Origin of the sequence: Streptacidiphilus jiangxiensis, assembly GCF_900109465.1 — a bacterium.
In the GTDB taxonomy this organism is placed as follows: Bacteria; Actinomycetota; Actinomycetes; order Streptomycetales; family Streptomycetaceae; genus Streptacidiphilus; species Streptacidiphilus jiangxiensis.
Window position 1 is genome coordinate 97336 of record NZ_FOAZ01000001.1, and the last position, 18442, is coordinate 115777.

General features: G+C 71.6%; 15 protein-coding genes. 8 read left to right on the top strand and 7 right to left on the bottom strand.

The genetic code is table 11. From position 1 onward, the window contains the following. Positions 1-80: 80 nt before the first annotated feature. Both BMY61_RS00445 and fxsT read left to right on the top strand, forming a co-directional pair. Positions 81-1436 carry a TIR-like protein FxsC gene (locus tag BMY61_RS00445; protein WP_075003728.1) on the top strand — a complete coding sequence of 452 codons (1356 nt, stop codon included), beginning with the start codon at positions 81-83 and terminating at the stop codon, positions 1434-1436. Further along, positions 1429-5415 (top strand): FxSxx-COOH system tetratricopeptide repeat protein, encoded by a 3987-nt coding sequence (gene fxsT, locus BMY61_RS00450; protein WP_342342502.1) that lies wholly within the window; start codon positions 1429-1431, stop codon positions 5413-5415. Before BMY61_RS00445 ends, fxsT begins: the two co-directional genes overlap by 8 nt. Positions 5416-5491: 76 nt before the next feature. On the opposite strand, the gene BMY61_RS00455 is transcribed toward fxsT, so the two are convergent. From BMY61_RS00455 to BMY61_RS00465, 3 genes are all read right to left on the bottom strand, one after another. After that, on the bottom strand, positions 5492-6397 hold the full coding sequence (locus tag BMY61_RS00455) for an alpha/beta fold hydrolase (protein ID WP_042453648.1): 906 nt from the start codon (positions 6395-6397) through the stop codon (positions 5492-5494). 75 nt (positions 6398-6472) lie between these two features. Further along, positions 6473-7390 (bottom strand): DUF4231 domain-containing protein, encoded by a 918-nt coding sequence (locus BMY61_RS00460; RefSeq protein WP_042453650.1) that lies wholly within the window; start codon positions 7388-7390, stop codon positions 6473-6475. Positions 7391-7524: 134 nt separating this feature from the next. Continuing rightward, entirely contained in the window at positions 7525-8274 is a 750-nt protein-coding gene (locus BMY61_RS00465) for a sugar isomerase domain-containing protein (RefSeq protein WP_042453652.1), read from the bottom strand. Positions 8275-8456: 182 nt separating this feature from the next. Between BMY61_RS00465 and BMY61_RS00470 the strand changes: the two genes are divergently transcribed. Beyond that, on the top strand, positions 8457-9140 hold the full coding sequence (locus tag BMY61_RS00470) for an iron-dependent transcriptional repressor DtxR (RefSeq protein ID WP_042453653.1): 684 nt from the start codon (positions 8457-8459) through the stop codon (positions 9138-9140). A 614-nt stretch (positions 9141-9754) separates the two neighbouring features. Here BMY61_RS00470 and BMY61_RS00475 read toward each other — a convergent pair. After that, positions 9755-10456, bottom strand: a complete 702-nt coding sequence (locus BMY61_RS00475) for a bifunctional DNA primase/polymerase (protein WP_042453707.1) — start codon at positions 10454-10456, stop codon at positions 9755-9757. Positions 10457-10750: 294 nt separating this feature from the next. Here BMY61_RS00475 and BMY61_RS00480 point away from each other — a divergent pair, with 294 nt between their 5' ends. After that, complete coding sequence (locus tag BMY61_RS00480) at positions 10751-12130, top strand: NsdA family TPR-like regulatory protein (protein WP_042453655.1); 1380 nt, start codon at positions 10751-10753, stop codon at positions 12128-12130. Between the two features lie 132 nt (positions 12131-12262). Then, positions 12263-13294, top strand: coding sequence for a hypothetical protein (locus tag BMY61_RS00485; protein ID WP_052439078.1), 1032 nt, complete (start codon positions 12263-12265; stop codon positions 13292-13294). A gap of 41 nt (positions 13295-13335) precedes the next feature. On the opposite strand, the gene BMY61_RS00490 is transcribed toward BMY61_RS00485, so the two are convergent. Next, on the bottom strand, positions 13336-14592 hold the full coding sequence (locus BMY61_RS00490) for an ABC transporter substrate-binding protein (protein ID WP_042453657.1): 1257 nt from the start codon (positions 14590-14592) through the stop codon (positions 13336-13338). Positions 14593-14798: 206 nt separating this feature from the next. Between BMY61_RS00490 and BMY61_RS00495 the strand changes: the two genes are divergently transcribed. Together BMY61_RS00495 and purU are read left to right on the top strand one after the other, a co-directional pair. After that, positions 14799-15251, top strand: a complete 453-nt coding sequence (locus BMY61_RS00495) for an SCO4402 family protein (RefSeq protein ID WP_042453659.1) — start codon at positions 14799-14801, stop codon at positions 15249-15251. Between the two features lie 43 nt (positions 15252-15294). After that, a complete protein-coding gene (purU, locus tag BMY61_RS00500) occupies positions 15295-16146 on the top strand; it encodes a formyltetrahydrofolate deformylase (protein ID WP_236656338.1) in 852 nt (283 codons plus the stop codon). 42 nt (positions 16147-16188) lie between these two features. Here the strand turns inward: purU and BMY61_RS00505 are convergent, their stop codons facing one another. Together BMY61_RS00505 and BMY61_RS00510 are read right to left on the bottom strand one after the other, a co-directional pair. Further along, positions 16189-17256 (bottom strand): maleylpyruvate isomerase family mycothiol-dependent enzyme, encoded by a 1068-nt coding sequence (locus BMY61_RS00505; RefSeq protein ID WP_042453663.1) that lies wholly within the window; start codon positions 17254-17256, stop codon positions 16189-16191. Beyond that, positions 17253-17816, bottom strand: a complete 564-nt coding sequence (locus BMY61_RS00510) for a sigma-70 family RNA polymerase sigma factor (RefSeq protein ID WP_042453665.1) — start codon at positions 17814-17816, stop codon at positions 17253-17255. Before BMY61_RS00510 ends, BMY61_RS00505 begins: the two co-directional genes overlap by 4 nt. Before the next feature lie 212 nt (positions 17817-18028). Between BMY61_RS00510 and BMY61_RS00515 the strand changes: the two genes are divergently transcribed. Next, complete coding sequence (locus tag BMY61_RS00515) at positions 18029-18397, top strand: STAS domain-containing protein (protein WP_042453667.1); 369 nt, start codon at positions 18029-18031, stop codon at positions 18395-18397. The last annotated feature ends 45 nt before the right edge of the window (positions 18398-18442 follow it).

Below are 18442 nucleotides of genomic sequence, written 5' to 3' on the forward strand. Positions count from 1 at the left end.
GTTCCATCGTTCTATCGCACGATGCGTTCCGGTCGCTGGGGGAGCTGCGGGTGGTGGACCACGGAAGCTGGCCGGAGGGTGTGCCACGGCCTTACTTCTTTCTGAGCTATGCGCACTCTCCGCGAGTCCCGCGTTCGTCCAACGGCCCGGTGAAGTCCAAGTCGCACTGGGAGGAGCAGCTCTTCCACGACCTGTGCGAGGCCGTCTCCGAGCTGGCCGGGCTGGACGACGACGAACCGGCCGGCTTCATGGACACCGGCATGCACCTGGGCGAGGGCTGGTCCGAGCGGATCACCGAGGCCGCGGCGCACTGCCGGGTCTTCGTGCCGCTCTACTCGCCGCGTTACTTCCGCTCCGAGGCCTGCGGGCAGGAGTGGGCCGCGTTCACCTCCCGGCAGGTGCTGTTCAACCGGCCCGGCATGCACGCCTCCCAGATGAGCGGCGTGGTGCCGGTGCAGTGGGTCGTCGTGGGCCAGGAGGACCTGCCGGACGTCGCGCGCCCGCTGCAGTACGCCCACCGGGACTTCGGCGAGGACTACGTCACCGAGGGGCTGCTGAGCCTGGCCCGGCTCGGCTACTTCCGGCCGCAGTACGAGATCGCGGTGCTGCGGCTGGCGCAGACCATCGTGCGGGTCGCCCAGCAGACCACCATCACCGTCGGGCGGCGCCGCGACTTCCAGAGCCGGCCGAGCGTGTTCCAGCCACCGGACCAGCGGCGTCGGCTGCGGATCGCGGTGATGGCCTGCGACGTGCGGAACCTGCCGGTGGGCCGGTCCGGGGACGCCTACGGGATCAGCGCCGTCGACTGGAAGCCGTACAACGACATCAACGACAGCCTGGCCCGGCGCGCGGCGTACGTGGCGCGGCAGTCGGAGTTCCACCCGAGCATCCACGAGTTCGAGGAGGAGGCGCAGCTGCTGCTGCGCGGCGAGGCCCCGACGGCGCCCGGTGTGCTGCTGCTGGACCGCTGGAGCCTGCTCGACAAGGACCGGCGTGAGCTGCTCAAGCGGTTCGACGCGCAGAACCCCAGCTGGGTGGGCGTGTTGGAGCCCTGGCCGAGCGACGACCCGGAGTGCGAGCGCCGTGACGAGGAGCTGCTCAAGCTCGCCGACGACACGCTGACCCACATGCGGGTGGAGCGCCGCCGCCGGCTCGGGGAACGGTCCAACGGCGCGCTCGCGACGCTGGAGGACTTCGAGGACGCGCTGCCCGGCGCGGCGATGGCCGCCCAGCACGCCTTCGACCTGGTCCGTGAGCAGGCCAAGGACCGCCCCCGCGGGCCGGGCCGACCGAGCCTGCGCGACGACCCACCGGGGCAGCCACCCGGCTCGCCGCCGTCGTCCCACCCATCGACCCAGCCACCGTCGAAGTCATCGTCCAAGCCACCGTCAAAGCCACAGTCACCGTCAGGTCCGGGGGAGGACTCTCGTGAGTGAGCAGGAGCCGACATACGCCGGATCGGCGACGACCCCCGCGCGGGGCATCCCGTCCGCCGGGCTCGGCGGCCGGATCGTCACGTTCTACAGCTACAAGGGCGGGACCGGCCGCACCATGGCGCTGGCCAACACTGCGTGGATCCTCGCCGCCAACGGCAAGCGCGTCCTCACCGTCGACTGGGACCTGGAGGCGCCGGGGCTCTCGCGCTTCTTCCATCCCTTCCTCGACCAGACCGCACTCGATGCCAGCACCGGCATCGTCGACCTGATCCACGAGTATCGCGAGCAGGCGCTGGAGCGGGAGAACCGCAGTGACGAGTGGCTCGCACGGATGGTCCGGGTGCGGCCGCATGCCCTGTCGATCAACTGGCAGGGCTTTCCCGGCAACGGCTGCCTCGACTTCCTCTCGGCGGGGCAGGCCCACGGCGACTACGGCGCCACCGTCGCCAACCTCAACTGGGACCACTTCTACGAGCACGTCGACGGCGCCCGGTTCTTCCACGCCCTGCGCGAGGAGATGCGCCGCCACTACGACTACGTACTGATCGACAGTCGGACCGGCCTGTCCGACATCGCCGAGATCTGCACCGTCGAGATGCCCGACGACCTCGTCGTCTGCTTCACGCTGAGCTCCCAGAGCATCGAGGGTGCCTCCGAGATCGCGCGCAAGATCGCCGACCGGCACTCCGACCGCGGCATCCGGCTGCTGCCGGTGCCGATGCGTGTGGACGACGGCGAGAAGAGCAAGGCGGAGGCCGGCCGGGCGCTGGCCCGCAAGCGCTTCGGGCAGATGCCGCAGCAGATGAGCCCCGCCGTCCGGGACCGCTACTGGGACGCGGTGGAGATCCCCTACGTGCGGTTCTACGCCTACGAGGAGATCCTGGCGACCTTCGGCGACCGGTCCGGTCCGCAGGGCAGCCTGCTCGCGGCGTGCGAGCGGCTGGTGGGCCAGCTGACCGAGAACAGCGTCAGCGCGCTGCCGCCGATGGAGGAGGACATCCGCCTGCACTACCGCGACCGCTTCACCAGGCCGCACCCGACGGCTCGTGAGGACGTGCTGCTCTCCTACGCGTCCGAGGACCGGATGTGGGCCGAGTGGATCGAGTGGGTCCTCACGCGTGCCGGACTGCGAGTGGTTCCAAGGGAGTTGGGTGCGATGCCGCGCAACGACAGCGATCGGGTGCGGGACGCGGTCACCCGCACCGTCGCGGTCTGGTCGGCGCCCTTCGCCCGCGCGATGCAGGCCCGCGCCGCGCGCGACATCCTGGTCGGCAACCCGACGGAGGACTCCCGCGAACTGATCCCGGTGCGCGTCGGCGAGGCCCGGCCCACCGGCCTCTACAGCAACGCCAACACCGTCGACCTGCAGCGCCTGGACGAGCCGGGCGCCGTCACGGCGCTGCTGCGCGCCGTCGGCCACAGCGACAACCCGCCGCCGGAGACGGTGCCCGGCGAGGGCCCGCGCTATCCGGGCCTGCGGCCGGCCATCTGGAACCTGCGCCTGCGCAACCCCGCCTTCACCGGCCGCTCCACCGTCCTGGACCGGCTGCGCGACCAGCTGCGCGACAAGCAGCGCGACCGCCGCTCCACGGTCGTGCTGCCGACCCCGCAGACGCTCTACGGCCTCGGCGGTGTCGGCAAGACGCAGGTGGCCCTGGAGTACGCCTACCGCTTCATGGCCGACTACGACCTGATCTGGTGGATCGAGGCCGAGCAGCCCGAGCAGGTCGCCACCTCGCTGGCCGATCTCGGGCGGCGCCTGGACCTGCGTGTCAGCGAGAACGCGTCGGAGACGGCCGAGCTGGTCAAGGAGACGCTGCGCTCCGGCAGCCACGCCAAGGCCCGCCGCTGGCTGCTGATCTTCGACAACGCCGACGACCCCTCGACGATCGTCCGCTACTTCCCGGGCGGTCCGGGCGACGTGCTGGTGACCTCCCGCAACCAGGCCTGGTCCGGCCACGCCGAAGCGCTGGAGGTCGACGTCTTCCAGCGCGAGGAGTCGATCGAGCACCTGTGCCGCCGCAACCAGGGACTGTCCCGCGAGGACGCGGGGCTGGTCGCCGAGGCCGTCGGCGACCTGCCGCTGGCCGTCGAGATCGCGACCGCCTGGCTGGAGACCACCGGAGTCCCGGTCCAGCAGTACGTCACCCAGCTGAAGAACCAGGCCGTCAGCGCGCTGGCGGTGAACCGGCCGGCGGACTACCCGATGACGTTCAGCGCCACCTACAACGTCTCCATCGCCCGCCTGCGAGCCGAGAAGCCGGCCGCCGCCCGACTGCTGCAGCTGTGCGCGTTCTTCGCGCCGGACTCGATCGCGCTGAGCCTGTTCTACAGCGACCAGATGATCGAGTCGCTGGTGCCGTACAGCGAGGAACTGCGCGACAAGAACATGATGGGGACGGTGATCCGGGCACTGGGCCGGTACGGCCTGGCCAAGGTCGACAACGTCAGCAAGACCTTCCAGGTGCACCGGATGGTCCAGGCGGTGATCCGGGCCGAGCTGACCGCGGACGAGGAGGAGAAGGCGATCCACGAGGTGCACCGCGTCCTCGTCAGCGCCCGCCCCGACGTCGGCGACACCGACGACCCCAACAACTGGCCGGCCTTCCAGTTGATCTGGCCGCACCTCGGCCCCTCGAACGCGGAGAACTGCGACGAGCCGGACACCCGGCAGCTGCTCATCGACCGCGTCCGCTACCTGTGGAAGCGCGGTGACCTCGACCGCGGCGAGGAGCTGGGCCGCCGCCTGGAGAGCGCCTGGGTCGACAAGCTGGGCGACGACGACCGGCAGACCCTGCAACTTCAGTTCCAGCTCGGCAACGTGCTGCGCAGCACCGGCCGCTTCGCCGAATGCCTGGAGCTGGACGAGAGGGTGCTGGAGATCCAGCGGCGGGTGCTGCACGACGACCACCCGCAGACCCTGCAGACGGCCGGCTCGCTCGCCGCCGACCTGCGCGCGCTGGGACGCTACCGGGAGGCGCTGGACCTGGACCGGTCCACCTACCAGCGGATGCGGGAGGTGCTGGGCGAGGACGACCCGACGACCCTGCGCATCGCCAACAACCTGGCCGTCGACTACCGCTGCAACGGCGACTACGAGGCCGCCCGGGTGCTCGACGAGGAGGTCTACGCGATCCGCGTCGAGGTGATCGGCGCGACGCACCCGCACACGCTCCAGTCCAAGGGCTCGATCGCCGAGGACCTGCGGGCACTGGGCGACTACAAGGCCTCGGTGGGCCTGCTCATGGAGTTCCGTGACGAGTACTCGATCCCGGTCCCGGACCTGCCCTCACTGCGCTACGCCAAGTCGCTGGCCGTGGCCCTGCGCAAGGACGGCCAGCAGAGCGACGCGCGCCGTCTCACCATCGAGACGTACAACCGCTATCTGGAGCGCTACAACTCCAACATCCCGGACGCGCTGTCCTGTGCGCTGAACCTGGCGGCGGAGTACTCGGCCTCCGGCGACAAGGAGGCGGCGACCGAGACCGCGAAGGAGATCTACGACCACCACGTCGAGGCGCTGGGCGAGCGACACCCCTCGACGCTGATCTGCGCCAACAACCTCAGCATCTACCTGCGGGACGGCGGTCGCGTCCAGGAGGCCGTGGTGCTCGGGCAGCGGACGCTGATGATGCTGGAGGAGACGCTCGGGACCGAGCACCAGTACACCCTCATGTCGATGATCAACCTGGCCAACTCCTTCGGTGACAGCGGCGAGTTGCTCCAGGCGGAGACACTGGGCAGGCGGGCCCTGGACGGGCTCTCCGCACGCTACGGCGCCCTCCACCCCGACTGCGTCGTCGCGCAGATCAACCTCGCCATCACCTACCGCGAACAGGGACGCCGGGCGGAGGCCCAGGATCTGCGCTCGTCGGCGCTGGACGAGCTGATCCGGCAGCTGGGCGACGAGCATCAGGCCGTGCAGAGTGCCCGCTCCTGGCGCCGGCTCGGGCGCGACCTGGAACTGCTGCCGCTCTGACCGGCCGTGGGTGCACGGCCGCGGGCCGGAACGCCTCCCTGCGTTCCGGCCCGCGGCCACCGTGTGCGGGGCGGGGTCAGTGCGGCCAGGCCACCGCGCCCTCGCCCGGCTCCTGTGCGGCCCAGTGCAGCACGTCCGGCATCACCCGCATCGCGCCGAAGTGGCCCTCGAACGGGCGGATGTCGACGCGGGCGTGCGGGATCCGCTCGCCCAGCCAGACCGTGTGCTCCACGGGTGCGTAGACGTCGTCCGCGCCGTGCCAGAGCAGCACCTCGCCGGGGATGTCGACGACGTCGAAGCCCCACGGCTGCCGGAACGCCAGCGCGTCGTCCACCCAGCCGCCGCGGTCGCGGCGCAGAGCCTCGCGGTAACTGGCCCGCAGGAGGCTGGTCATGGTGCCGCTGGCGAGCACCCAGCGGTCCGTGGCCGGGAGTTCCCCGCGCAGCTGGTCCAGCAGCCGCTGCGGGTCGTCCCGGATGTCGCGCGAGCGGATCCGCAGCGTGGTGGACAGGTGACGACCCTCGTCGTCGTCGCGCTCGCCCCTGCGGTAACTGCCCCGGTTGCTGGCCGACATGCCGGCCTGCCAGTCCAGGCCCTCGGCGTGCCAGGGCGCGATGGAGACCAGGGCGGCCGTGCGCACCACCCGGTCCGCCAGCAGGGCCGCACAGGCCAGGGCATGGGGTGCGCCGCCGCTGCGCCCCACCACCGAGAAGCGTTCGATCCCGAGCTGCTCGGCGATGATGCGGACGTCCTCGGCCGCGTCGCTGACGCGGCGGCCCGGGAGCCGGTCCGACTCGCCGTAGCCGGGGCGGTCGAAGGTGATGACCCGCAGACCCAGCCGGGACAGCAGCGAGCTGCGGGGCGTCTGCCCGAGCCGGCTGCCCGGACTGCCGTGCATCAGGAAGACCGGCCGGCCGTCGGGTCTGCCCCAGGTCGCCGCCGCCAGTGTGCGCCCGTCGGCTGCCTTGACCTGTAGCTCCATCACCCGGTGTCCCCTTCGTCGTCCGCGCAGGGTGGTCGTGCTCGCGGCGTGGCCGCCCTCCCAGGGAGAGGGCGCTCAGATCCGGCGGTCGCTGCGGGCACGCCAGACGGCCTGCTCCTTGGCGAGCGTGGACTCCGCCTCGCGGGCGAGGCGGGACCAGAGCTCCTCCGCTCCCGGTTCGGCCGGATTGAGCCTGGTGAGACGGTTCTCGATCTGCTCCAACTCCTTTGCGGCGACGCGGTAGGCGGCGGCCAGCGGGCGGAACTGCTTGAGCTGGGTCCACGCGGTGATCGCGGCGCCGAGGGTGGCGAAGGTGCCCAGCGCGTGGAAGTGCAGGGCGCCGGACATCTGCAGCAGGGCCAGGGCGAAGCCGAAGCAGATCGCGGCGAGGGTGGCGAGCGACCAGACGGTGCTCTTGTTGTCGTAGGCGTCGGCCTTGCCGATGTACCAGACCCGCTGGGCGCGCACCCGCTCGCGCAGGTACACCTCGCGGCGCACGGCGAGACCCTGGCCGCGCAGCCGGGCCATCTCGGCGGTGACGGCCGGCTGCGCTTCCGCGTCGATCACGCCGAGGCCGCGGTAGATCTCGAAGATCTCGCTGAGCTCGTCGAGGAACTGCTCGTCCGCGTCGGGTGAGAAGGCCGGGCCGTCGAAGGGCCGTGACCTGATCGAGTAGCGCCAGACCAGGCCTTTGATGGCCTCGGCCGCGGCGCGGCTCTCGAACCAGAGCGTCTGCGGGTGCTTGGCCCGTAGTCGGCTCCAGTAGTAGAACGCGCACAGGAACGCGGCGACGGACAGGGCGGGGGAGATGTCGATGCCGTCGGCTCGCCAGTCCCCGATGCCCAGCGCGGAGGCGGCGAACAGCGCGAGGATCTGTCCGCCGTACCAGCGCGTCGCCCGCTGCTGTTCGTTCACCGCGACCTGGTCGATGGTCGGGTATGGCTCCGGGATGAGTGCGTCCTCGCGGAACTCCCGGGCAGAGATCTGGACCATGACCGACTCCCCCTCATGCTCGCCCCGAATAAGTGTCAACCTGCCCAGCGTCCGTGCACAGCACACGTATTCGCTGAATCGGTGAGCGGAGGAGAAGGGTCCGCCTCGGCTTCGCCCCTGGTGATGACGGAGTGTCAGAAGGCGTAGAAGATGCGGTCCTTGTGCTCGGCCATCAGCTTGGCGTTCCAGTCGGTGCCGCCGTCGACGTTGCCCGAGCGGAACAGCGGCGGCGTGGCGCCGGCCGCGGCCAGCTTGCCGACCGCGACGGCGACCACGGACTGCATCAGCGCGACGGTGGTCAGCGTGGAGACGGGACCGAAGGTGGTCTGCGCGCCGGGTGCGGTCAGCTCGCCGTCCCCGACCGCGATCTTGCTGTCCAGGACGAGATCGCAGACGTCCTTGAGGTAGAGCCCGTCCGGGTGCTGCGAGGTGACCTGGGCCGGGTAGGCCAGCGAGGTCACGCCGATCACGGTCAGACCGCGCGAGCGGGCGTGGCGAGCCAGCTCGACCGGCATCACCTGGCGGCCGGAGAGCGAGATCACGAACAGCAGGTCGCCGGCCCGGGCCGGGCCCGCGTCCAGCGTCGCCGTCGCCAACCCCGGTACTCGCTCCAGGGCGCTGCCCAGGTGTGCGGGCACGACGTCCACGCCGATCACGCCAGGGACGGCGAGCAGGTTCATCAGGACCAGGCCGCCGGCCCGGTAGACGACGTCCTGGGCCGGGAGGGAGGAGTGCCCGGCGCCGAAGGTGAAGATCCGGCCTCCCTCCTGCACGGTCCGCGCCAGCGCCTCGGCCGCGGCCTCGATACCGGCGGCCTCCTCGTCCCTGATCCGCTGCAGGTGGGCGATGGCGGCGTCGAGGTACTGACCGGCGAGATCGCTCATCGGGTTTCGGCTCCCCTGAGTAGCTGAGTAGTGACTGGCACGGTGGTGGTTCGGCGGTCCCGCTGTCAACATCGCGGGCCGCCTGTCACGGGGCCGTCCGGGTTGTCGGCCCGATGCGCAAGAATTGAGAGCGCCCCGGAAGCGCGACCGGAGCACATTCGAGGAACGGAGCCCGCGGTCCGATGTCTGGTCTGATCGATACCACTGAGATGTACTTGCGGACGATCTTCGAGCTCGAGGAGGAAGGCATCGTCCCGATGCGCGCCCGGATCGCGGAGCGCCTGGAGCAGAGCGGGCCGACCGTCAGCCAGACGGTCGCCCGGATGGAACGCGACGGCCTGCTCACGGTCGCCGGGGACCGCCACCTGGAGCTGACGGCCGAGGGCCGCAAGCTCGCGGTCCGCGTCATGCGCAAGCACCGCATCGCGGAGTGCCTGCTGGTCGACGTGATCGGCCTGGAGTGGGAGCAGGTGCACGCGGAGGCGTGCCGTTGGGAGCACGTCATGAGCGAGGCCGTCGAGCGCCGCGTCCTGGAGCTGCTGCGGCACCCCACGCAGTCCCCCTACGGCAACCCGATCCCGGGCCTGGAGGAGCTGGGGGAGACCCCGGCGGACGAGGGCGAGTCCCTGGTCACCCTCGACGAGCTGGCCGGCGGCGCCGAGGGGCGGAGCGTCGTGGTCCGCCGCATCGGTGAGCCGATCCAGACGGACGCCCAGCTCATGTACACCCTCCGCCGCGCGGGCGTGCAGCCCGGCGCGGTGGTGAACGTGACGCAGTCCACCGGCGGCGTCCTGGTCGGCAGCGGCGGCGAGGCGGCCGAACTCGGCCGCGACATCGCGGCCCACGTCTTCGTCGCCAAGGCCTGACCCCTTTCGTTCCCACCTGTGGTTGCACCACCTCCAGGGGCGCGAGGAACGGCGCGAGAAACCACCCGGGGCGGATGGCCCTGAACGTTGAGGACCATCCGCACGCCGGTGGCTTGTCGCGCCCGCGCGGCGGAGCCGCAAATTGGTAGGGCCTCGCGCCTTGGGGGGTTGCAACTGCTGCGGGAGCGAAGTCGACCCGGGTCCCGCCCCGCGGCGGAGCCGCAAATCGGCGGAGCCTCGTGCCCCTCGTGCCCCTCGGGCGCCTACGGCGCAAAAGGCGGGGGCGAGGGGCCTCGGCTCTTTTCCCCGAGCGCCGAGGTCCCTCGCCTGCCCCCCTGTTTGTTCCCCGCCCCGAACCCCCGAACCGTGCCCGGCTTCCCCTCCGGGCGCCCCCTGGTGTGCGCCGCGCTCTCCTCTCGTTCGGGTTCGGCGCTTACGCAGCAATTCATTTCCTCGGCAGATCTCGGCAATCCTTGAGCCCGGTCACTCAAAAGTGGGGCTTTTCCACACTTTCGTGTGGGTAGCCTCTTCGATCCCGGACATGACTGTGCCCCCGGTCGACCGCGGGAAGCGACACCGCGGGACTCGGGGGCACAGGGGATTGCCGGGCTCAGCTACTGCCCCGCATGAGCGGGCAGCGGCGCCTCTCGGCCGCAGGCGTAAGCAATGGGGTTGATGACCTCGGCCGCCTCCGGCAGCCAGCGGTTCAGCGCGGTGGGCTCCCGAGCCCACTGCGCGTAACCGAGTGCGCCGATGCGGGTCGGCGGCGCGACGATCCAGCCGCCCTCGCCGTGACCGACGAGGTCCAGCCGACCGGGGCCCCAGCCGAGGCGGCGGAGCATGTCCGGCAGCTTGGACAGTGCGCCCGGCAGCACCAGGAAGACCAGCCGGCGGCCGCGCCCGGGGCCGCCCGGCATCGCGAGGACGGGGCCGAGCTGCAGGCCCATCCGCTCCATGCGGGCCAGCGCCAGACAGCCGGCCACCTCCGGCACGTCGATCGCGTCGAACGAGCGGCCCGTCGGCAGCAGGATCGAGGCCTGGGGGTTCTCCGTCCACCAGCGCCGCACCACGCCGGGGCCGGAGCTGGCGCGGCGCGTCCAGTCGCGCGTCGCCGGGTGCGCGCCCGGCATCGGGCAGCCGAGGTCGCCGCACGAGCAGCGCGGCGGGCCGTCGTCCTCCACCAGCCAGGCACCGGGGGAGACCTCCCAGTGCCGCTCCTCCGCATACGTCACCGCCGCCTGCAACAGCAGATCCCGCGCGCCCCTCCCGGTGTCCGCGCGGCCTTCCTGCTCGGTGGCTCCCAGGGTGTCTTCCACGTGCTGCACAACTCGGCGGCGGAGCAGGAGTTACGGGTGATCGGCAAAAGTCGGCCAATCAGGACGCGCCGGGTGGGGCGCGCGGTTGCACGCCAGGGGGCGCACGGGGGGTGCACCCGGGGTGAGCGGGTATTTGTGCCCCCGATGCTTCGCTACGCTGGTCAGCAGTCGGCCCAATGTCGCTCTTTCCCAGCCATTGACCGCTCTTGACACCTCGTGACGCATCACCGGAACGCATCAGGGGAATGCTCCTGTCCTGCGACCTCCGACTCTCCAGGGGAGGCAGTGACGTCCATGGCCGCCAGACCGCTCGTCGCACGACAGCCCAACGAACGGCTCCAGGCGCTGATCCAGGAGGCAGGCTGCTCCAACGCGGGGCTGGCCCGCCGGGTCAACCTCTGCGGGGCCGAGCACGCACTGGACCTGCGGTACGACAAGACCTCGGTCGCCCGCTGGCTGCGGGGCCAGCAGCCGCGCGGACAGGCCCCGGCCGTCATCGCCGAGGCGATCGGTCGCAAGCTGGGTCGTTCCGTCACGGTCGACGAGATCGGCATGTCCGACGGCAAGAGCCACGCGTCAGGCGTCGGCCTGCAGTTCGCCCCGACGCTGCCCGACGCGATCGAGCACGTCAGCGAGCTGTGGCGGAGCGACGTGGGCCGCAGGGACTTCCTCAGCGGCGCCTCGGTCGCCGCGGCCGCGCTGGTCGAGCCCAGCCGTGACTGGCTGATCACCGGGCCGGATCTCTCCGTCGCCCGCACCGGCGGACCGCGCGTCGGCCTCGCCGACGTGGAGGCGGTGCAGGCCACCACCCAGATGCTGGTCGACCTCGACCACCGCTTCGGCAGCGGCCACGTCCGGCCGGTGGTCGTCCACTATCTCAACTCCGTGGTCTCCGGCCTGCTCGCGGGCGCCTACAAGGAGGAGACGGGCCGCAAGCTCTTCGGCGCCGTGGCCCGGCTGACCGAGCTGGCCGGCTACATGGCGATCGACACCGGCCAACCGGGCCTGGCCCAGCGCTACTACATCCAGGCGCTGCGGCTGGCCCAGGCGGCCGGCGACCGCGCGTACGGCGGCTACGTGCTGGCCTCGTCGATGAGCCACCTCGCCGCCGCACTCGGGAACCCGCGCGAGATCGCACAGTTGGCCCGGGCCGCCCAGGAGGGCGCGCGCGGCCAGGCCACCCCGACGGCCATGGCGATGTTCTACGCCGCCGAGGCCCGCGGCCATGCGCTGCTCGGCGACAGCCGCAGCTGCGACGCGGTGGCCGGGCTGGCCCTGGAGCAGTTGGAGCACAGTCGTCCCGAGGAGGACCCGGACTGGATCGGCCACTTCGACCACGCCTACCTCGCCGACGAACTCGCGCACTGCCACCGGGATCTGGAGCAGCCGCGGCAGAGCGCCCGGCAGGCGCGTGAGGCGCTGCGCGGCCACCCGGAGTCGCGGGTCCGCCGTCGTGCCGTCGACCTCGTCCTGCTGGCCATCGCTCAGCTCCAGTTGCGCGAGGTGGACGAGGCCTGCGACACGGGCGCACACGCCATGGAGCTGATGTCCGGTCTGCGTTCGGCACGGGGCACCGAGTACCTGGACGACTTCCGCCGGATGCTGGAGCCCTACCGCAACCAGCGCTCCGTGCAGGAGTTCCAGGCGCGGGCGATGGCGGAGGCCGCGGCCTGAGCCGCGGTGGGCGGGCAGATGACGCGGATGTGGGGGACCGGTGAGACCAGTCCCCCCAGGATGGTCACCCGTTGGTGTGAACGGGTAGCGTGTGCCGCGTTGTGAGCGCCGCCCACACCTAAGGAAGAGCGCGTGAACCATCGTCGTCCCAACCCCGACGAGCTCACCCCGGACGACCTCTTCCGTCCGGACGATGGGCCCACGGCGGCGTACGGCGCCCCCCTCCAGGAGCCGGAGGTGCAGGCGGCCGCGACGCAGTACCTGCCACCGATGCCTGCGGCACCGGACGCGCAGTCCTACCCGTCGCCCGCCTACGGACAGCCGACCCAGCCCGTCGGGCAGGGGTACGGCGCGCCCGGCTTCCCGCAGCAGACGCAGCCGTTCGCCCAGCAGGCGCAGCCGACGCAGCAGTACGGCGGCTACCAGCAGAACGGCTACCAGCAGGGCGGCCAGGGCGGTTACGAGCAGGGTGGCTACGAGCAGGGTGGCTACGAGCAGTACGACGACCGCGACTCCTACGACGAGGACCCGCACCGCAACCGTCCGTCCATGCGGACGCTCGGCATCGCCGTCGTCGCGGTGTGCGCCCTCGCCGGCATCGGCCTGGGCGCGCTGCTGAGCAGCGGCTCCTCCGGCGGCGCGGAGGCCGGCAAGGGCGCGAAGAGCGCGAAGCACGGTGCGACGGCTGCCGCCAACCCTGGCGACAAGGCGGCCCAGCTCGACCAGGCGAAGAAGCTGAGCGCGCTGCTGGAGACGGCTTCGAGCAACCGCTCGGCCGTCGTGGCGGCGGTTGCGAACGTCTCGCACTGCCAGGCGCTGCCGCAGGCCCAGCAGACCCTCACCCAGGCGGCTCAGGCCCGGGCGAGTCTGGTGACCCAGTTGGGCCAGCTCCAGTTCGACGCGCTGCCGTCCGGCCAGGAGCTGGTCAACAAGCTCACCGCCGGCTGGCAGGCCTCGCAGCAGGCGGACGAGCACTACGCGGCCTGGGCGCAGCAGTCGATCGGGATCTGCCAGAAGAAGCACCACCCCAAGGAGGGCGGCGACGCGACCGCGGCGCAGCAGGCGAGCAGCACCGCGACCTTGGCGAAGTCCGAGGCCGCGGACCTGTGGAACCACATCGCCACCGCCAACGGCCTCCCGCCGAAGGACCCCCACCAGCTCTGACGGTGCGGACCGCGGTCAGAGCCGACGGGGGCGGCCGAGGGTCAGGTGCCGGCGGTCAGGGCCGCGCCGACGTCGATCAGGCCGGAGCGGCTCTCGGTGAGCTCGCCGTTCTGGACGACCTGGAAGGTCACGTCCGTGTTGACCGTGCGCGGGGTCGCCGCGAGGGAGACCAGGTTGCCGTCCTGCCAGGCCAGCGGCGGCGTCGCGCCGCCGGTGCTCACCGGGCCGGTCGCGTCGAACGCCGCGTGCACGCTCTGGGAGGTGATGGCGCTGCCCTTGATGCCGTCGACGACCTTCTTGAAGACCTCGTAGGCGATCCAGGTGGTCTGCACACCGGGATCGGACGGGTTGATGCTGTTGTCGGTGAACGCGTACTTCTTGATCACCGCGTGCATCTCGTTCCAGACCTGGTTGCTGTCCGGCGGGTACCAGCCGGTGGCGAGCGCGCCCTCCAGCGGTCCGTCGGCGCCACCGGTGCTGTCGACCAGCGACTGCTGGAAGCTTCCGATCAGCGCCGCGAGGCGCGTGTGCGCGGGAGCGGCCTGGCGCCAGCTGTCGAAGAGCGTCTGTGTCGAGGCGGCGTCCAGCGCGCTGGTGACGCAGTCGTGCGGGCGGTCGGTGCCGATCGCCCTGGCCACCTGGGCGTCGTAGTTGGTGCGCCCCTCCTGCGCCGGGACGTCGGAGGCCTGCAGGCCCTTCGCCGCGAGACCGTTGTTGAGGAAGGTGTACATCGAGTCGCCCACGGCCGTGTCCGGGCGCACGATCGCCACGTGCCGGCAGCCGGCCGCGGCCAACTGCTCGCCGTTGCCCACCAGCAGCGTCTGGTAGCCGCCGTTGACGGGGTAGGAGTAGGGCGAGGAGAACTCGGCGGCGGAGGCCCCCGACCCCCCGATGTAGGGGATGCCGGCGGCCTCCAGCAGCGGCATGAACGAGGCGCCGTACTGGCTGGCGGATCCGATGACGGCCACCACCTTGTCCGAGACGGCCTGGTTGGCACAGGCGATGGCGCCGGCGGAGGTGTTCTGCTCGTCGCAGGTGTCCACCTTCACCGGGTGTCCGGCGACGCCGCCGTTGTCGTTGAAGTACTGCGCGATGGCCTGCGCGAGGGCCGGCATGCCCGGCTCGGCGCCGGCCTTGCCGCTCATCGGCGCCCAGGTCATCACCGTGATCGGCGAGGACGTGTCGGCGCTCGCGTCGCCCCCGCAACCCGTCACGCCGCCCCCGAGCAGCGCCGTCGCGGCGACCGCCGCACCCGTGCGCCGCAGCCGCCGCGCGGTATCAGCTCCCTTGGACCTCATCTGGACCGTGCCCTCCCCGCACAACGGAACTCGTACGGAAGGCCACCCTTGCCTCGACTTCGGGCGCGTACGGGGCCCTAGGGGGAACGGAGGGTCACGGATAGGTGAACAGGAGGTGAGGACACGCGTAGAACGTAGGATCGGGTCTTATGCAGGCCGCGCACGATACGTCAAGGACTTCTCGAACGGGCACCCGCTCCAGGAGGATGGGCGCCATGCCGCTCACTGACCTTCCCTGGTGGCGCTGGCGGGCCCGCGTCCGTTCCGCGCTGCACATGCTCGGCGACCCGCGCTTCCAGCAGGACTGCTGGGCGGCCGGGCGCGAGGGCTACGGCGACGTCACCGACGCCGTCTACCGCCTGGTCGAGGACACCTGGCTGGACCGCTGGTCCGCGGAGAAGTACGTGGGCTCGATCTTCCGCGACTCCGCGGAGGCCACCGCGGTGGACACGGCCGTGCTCCGCGTCCTGCGGATCATGCACCAGGTCGGCCCCGACGCACCCGCCAGCGCGTACTTCCAGCACCACGCCTGGCCGGAGGCGGTCCACGCCTGCCGCGACGCCCATGTCCGCCTCGCCCTCGCCGACGGCGAGGACCCGGACGCGGCCCCCCGCTCGCTCGCGATGCTGGGCATTCTCACCCGCACAGCCGGAGCGTGAGACGGCCGGACGGGCCGGCGCCCGGATGTGGCAGAGTTTCCACATGGCCGAGCAGTACATCCTGACCCTCTCCTGCCCCGACAAGCAGGGGATCGTCCACGCTGTCTCCAGTTACCTGTTCATCACCGGATGCAACATCGTGGACAGCCAGCAGTTCGGCGACCCGGACAGCGGACTGTTCTTCATGCGCGTCCACTTCTCGGCCGAGGAGCCGGTCACCCTGGAGAAGCTGCGGGCCAGCTTCTCCGCGACGGGTGACGCGTTCCACATGGACTGGCGGATCAGCTCCGGCGACGAGAAGATGCGGGTCCTGCTGCTGGTCAGCAAGTTCGGCCACTGCCTCAACGACCTGCTCTTCCGCGCGCGCAGCGGCGCACTTCCGGTCGAGATCGCGGGCGTGGTCTCCAACCACCGCGACTTCGAGGAGCTCGTCGGCTCGTACGGCGTCCCGTTCCACCACATCCCGGTGACGGCGGACACGAAGGCGGAGGCGGAGGCGGCGCTGCTCCGCATCGTCGACGAGGAGAGCGTGGACCTGGTGGTCCTCGCCCGCTACATGCAGGTGCTCTCCGACGACCTGTGCAAGGCTCTGGCGGGGCGGGCGATCAACATCCACCACAGCTTCCTGCCGAGCTTCAAGGGCGCCAAGCCCTACCACCAGGCCCACGCCCGCGGCGTGAAGCTGATCGGCGCGACGGCCCACTACGTGACCGCGGCGCTGGACGAGGGCCCGATCATCGAGCAGGAGGTGGTCCGTGTGAGCCACGGGGTCACCCCGCAGAAGCTGGTCGCCCTCGGCCGCGACGTCGAATGCCAGGCGCTCGCCCGCGCGGTCAAGTGGCACGCCGAACACCGGGTCCTCCTCAACGGCTCCCGCACCGTCGTCTTCGCCTGAGGTTCTGCTCCCGCGCGCGGTTCCTCGCGCCCCTGACCAGGCCTACGGCCTTGAGAGCAGCGGGGCAGCGGCCAGCAGCGCGCGGGCGAGAGTGCGGTCGCCCGTGATACCGACGGGCATCCGGTGAGGGTCCCTGCGGCCCGCGCACAGGTGGCAGAACTCCACACCGTCGATCGCCACCGTCGCCGTCGGCTCGGTGTCCGGTGGCGTCTCCGGGTCGTCCAGAGGGATCAGCCACTCGCCCTCGCCGCGGCCCTCGACGATCAGCTTGACCAGCCGGCCCGTGCCCGGTTCCCCCGCGAACACCACCGGCAGGAGCCGGACCGCGAGCCCGATCAGGGCTCGGATGTGGGTGCCGCGCGGCGGGTTGTAGGGGTAACCCACGGCCTCGGCGATGTCCTCCGCGTGGATCCAGCACTCGAACGCCCGGTCCAGGAACGAGTCCGCGACGGGGACCCGGAACGCGCCGTAGTCGACGAATCGTTCCGCCATGCTCTCCGGCGCCAGCGCGGCCGTCTCCACGATGGCGCGGGTCTGCGCGCGCCACAGCGCGCGGACCGTCGTGGGTGGGCGGCCCGTCTGTGCGGAGCGGAGGCGCGCGTCGCGTTCGAGGAGGTCCGTGCCCTCGGAGGGGTCGGGCAGGCCGAGTGCGCGGGCCAGGACGCCGTCCACGGCCGTGAGGTGGCACAGCACCTCGGCCGGGCGGCGTTCCACGCTGCCGCCGTGCCAGCGCAGCGTCGCCCGCTCCAGCCAGTCCAGCTCGCCGAGGTCGCGCAGCAGCGCGTCCAGGCGGGCGGTCTCCGCGACGAACGGTTCGGCGTAGGCGGGCACGCGGAAGGCCGGCTCGCGCCGGCCGAGGCAGCCGTCGAGGACCTGACGGCGCAGGCTCGGCTCGGGGTCGAGCGGCTCGTCGGTGGAGAGCCAGCCGGCGGCGTCCCGCAGCTGGTGCCCCTCCTCGCGGCAGGACGCGCAGGAGGCCAGGTGGGCCTCCAGTCGCACGGACTCGTCCGTGCCGCAGGCGTCCAGCGCCCAGGCGCCCAGCAGCGAGCGCAGCTCCTCGTGGACGGCGCCCTCCAAGGCGCTCGTCTCGGCGCCCGCCTCCGCGCTCACCGGGCCGGCTCCGTCGACAGGGCGCTGGCCAGCAGCTGCAGGCCGAGCCGCATCCGGTGTTTGGCCGTGGCGGGGGCGATGCCGAGTTCCTTCGCGGCCTGCCGGTAGGTGCGGCCGCCGAAGTAGGTGAGCAGCAGCGTCTCGCGCAGCGCCTGCGGCAGTGAGGAGACGACGTACTGGACCCGGGCGGCGGTGGCCGCGGCCAGCACCTCCTCCTCCACGCTGGACGGCTCGAGCGGCGCTCCCTCGCCCTCGCCGTCGGCCGCCCCGGCGGCCGCGTCGCGGCGCAGGCGTTCGACGGAGCGGCGGTGGGTCAGTGTGCCGATCCAGGACCGCATCGATCCCTGGGCCGGGTCGAAGCTCTCGGGGTGCTCCCAGACGTGGGCGAAGACGTCCTGGGTGATCTCCTCCGCCGCGGCCTGGTCGGCGAGGACCCGGTTGGCCAGGCCGTGCACGAGCGGGGCGAACTGGTCGTAGAGCTCGCCGAGCGCGGACTCCTCGCCACGCGCCAGCCGGCGCTGGATCTGCCGGTCCCAACGGATCGGCGCGGGACTCGACATCGGCACCACCGCTCCGCCCGTCGACAACATGGCCAAGGAATCACCAAGGAACCCTCACACGAAATCTAGCGCCGCGCGTGTGTGCCGTCCGGATGTTTGAGGAAACTAAATGCCAGGCACGATGGCACGGAGTGTCAGATCACTCGGATGCGCCGCTAATCTGAAACCTCATCATGAACATGTAGAGCACGCAGGAGAATCGTGACACCGTGATGACAACACTGCGCGTGGAGCGCGAGGAGAACGACGGCTGGGTGCTGCTGCGAGTCCACGGCGATCTCGATCTCGGGACCGGCGGCCGGGTTCGCGAGGCGGTCAGGGAAGCCGTCGCGGAGGGTTCACGCCGGGTGGTGGTCGACCTCGCCGAGGTGCGGTTCTGCGACTCCACCGGGGTGGGCGTGCTGATCGGCGCACGCCGGCTGCTGCGCTCCTGCGGCGGGGAACTGCGCCTGGTGCTGCCGCGCACGGATGTCGCGCCGGGAGCCATCCCCTCCCAGGTGCACCGGGTCTTCGCGGCACTCGGGGTGCACCGGCTCTTCACGGTGGTCGAGCAGTCCCGGGGCGAGCACCGACCACAGTAGAGACGGGCCACAGTAGAGTGCGGGGGAGCCCACCCCGCGCGACCT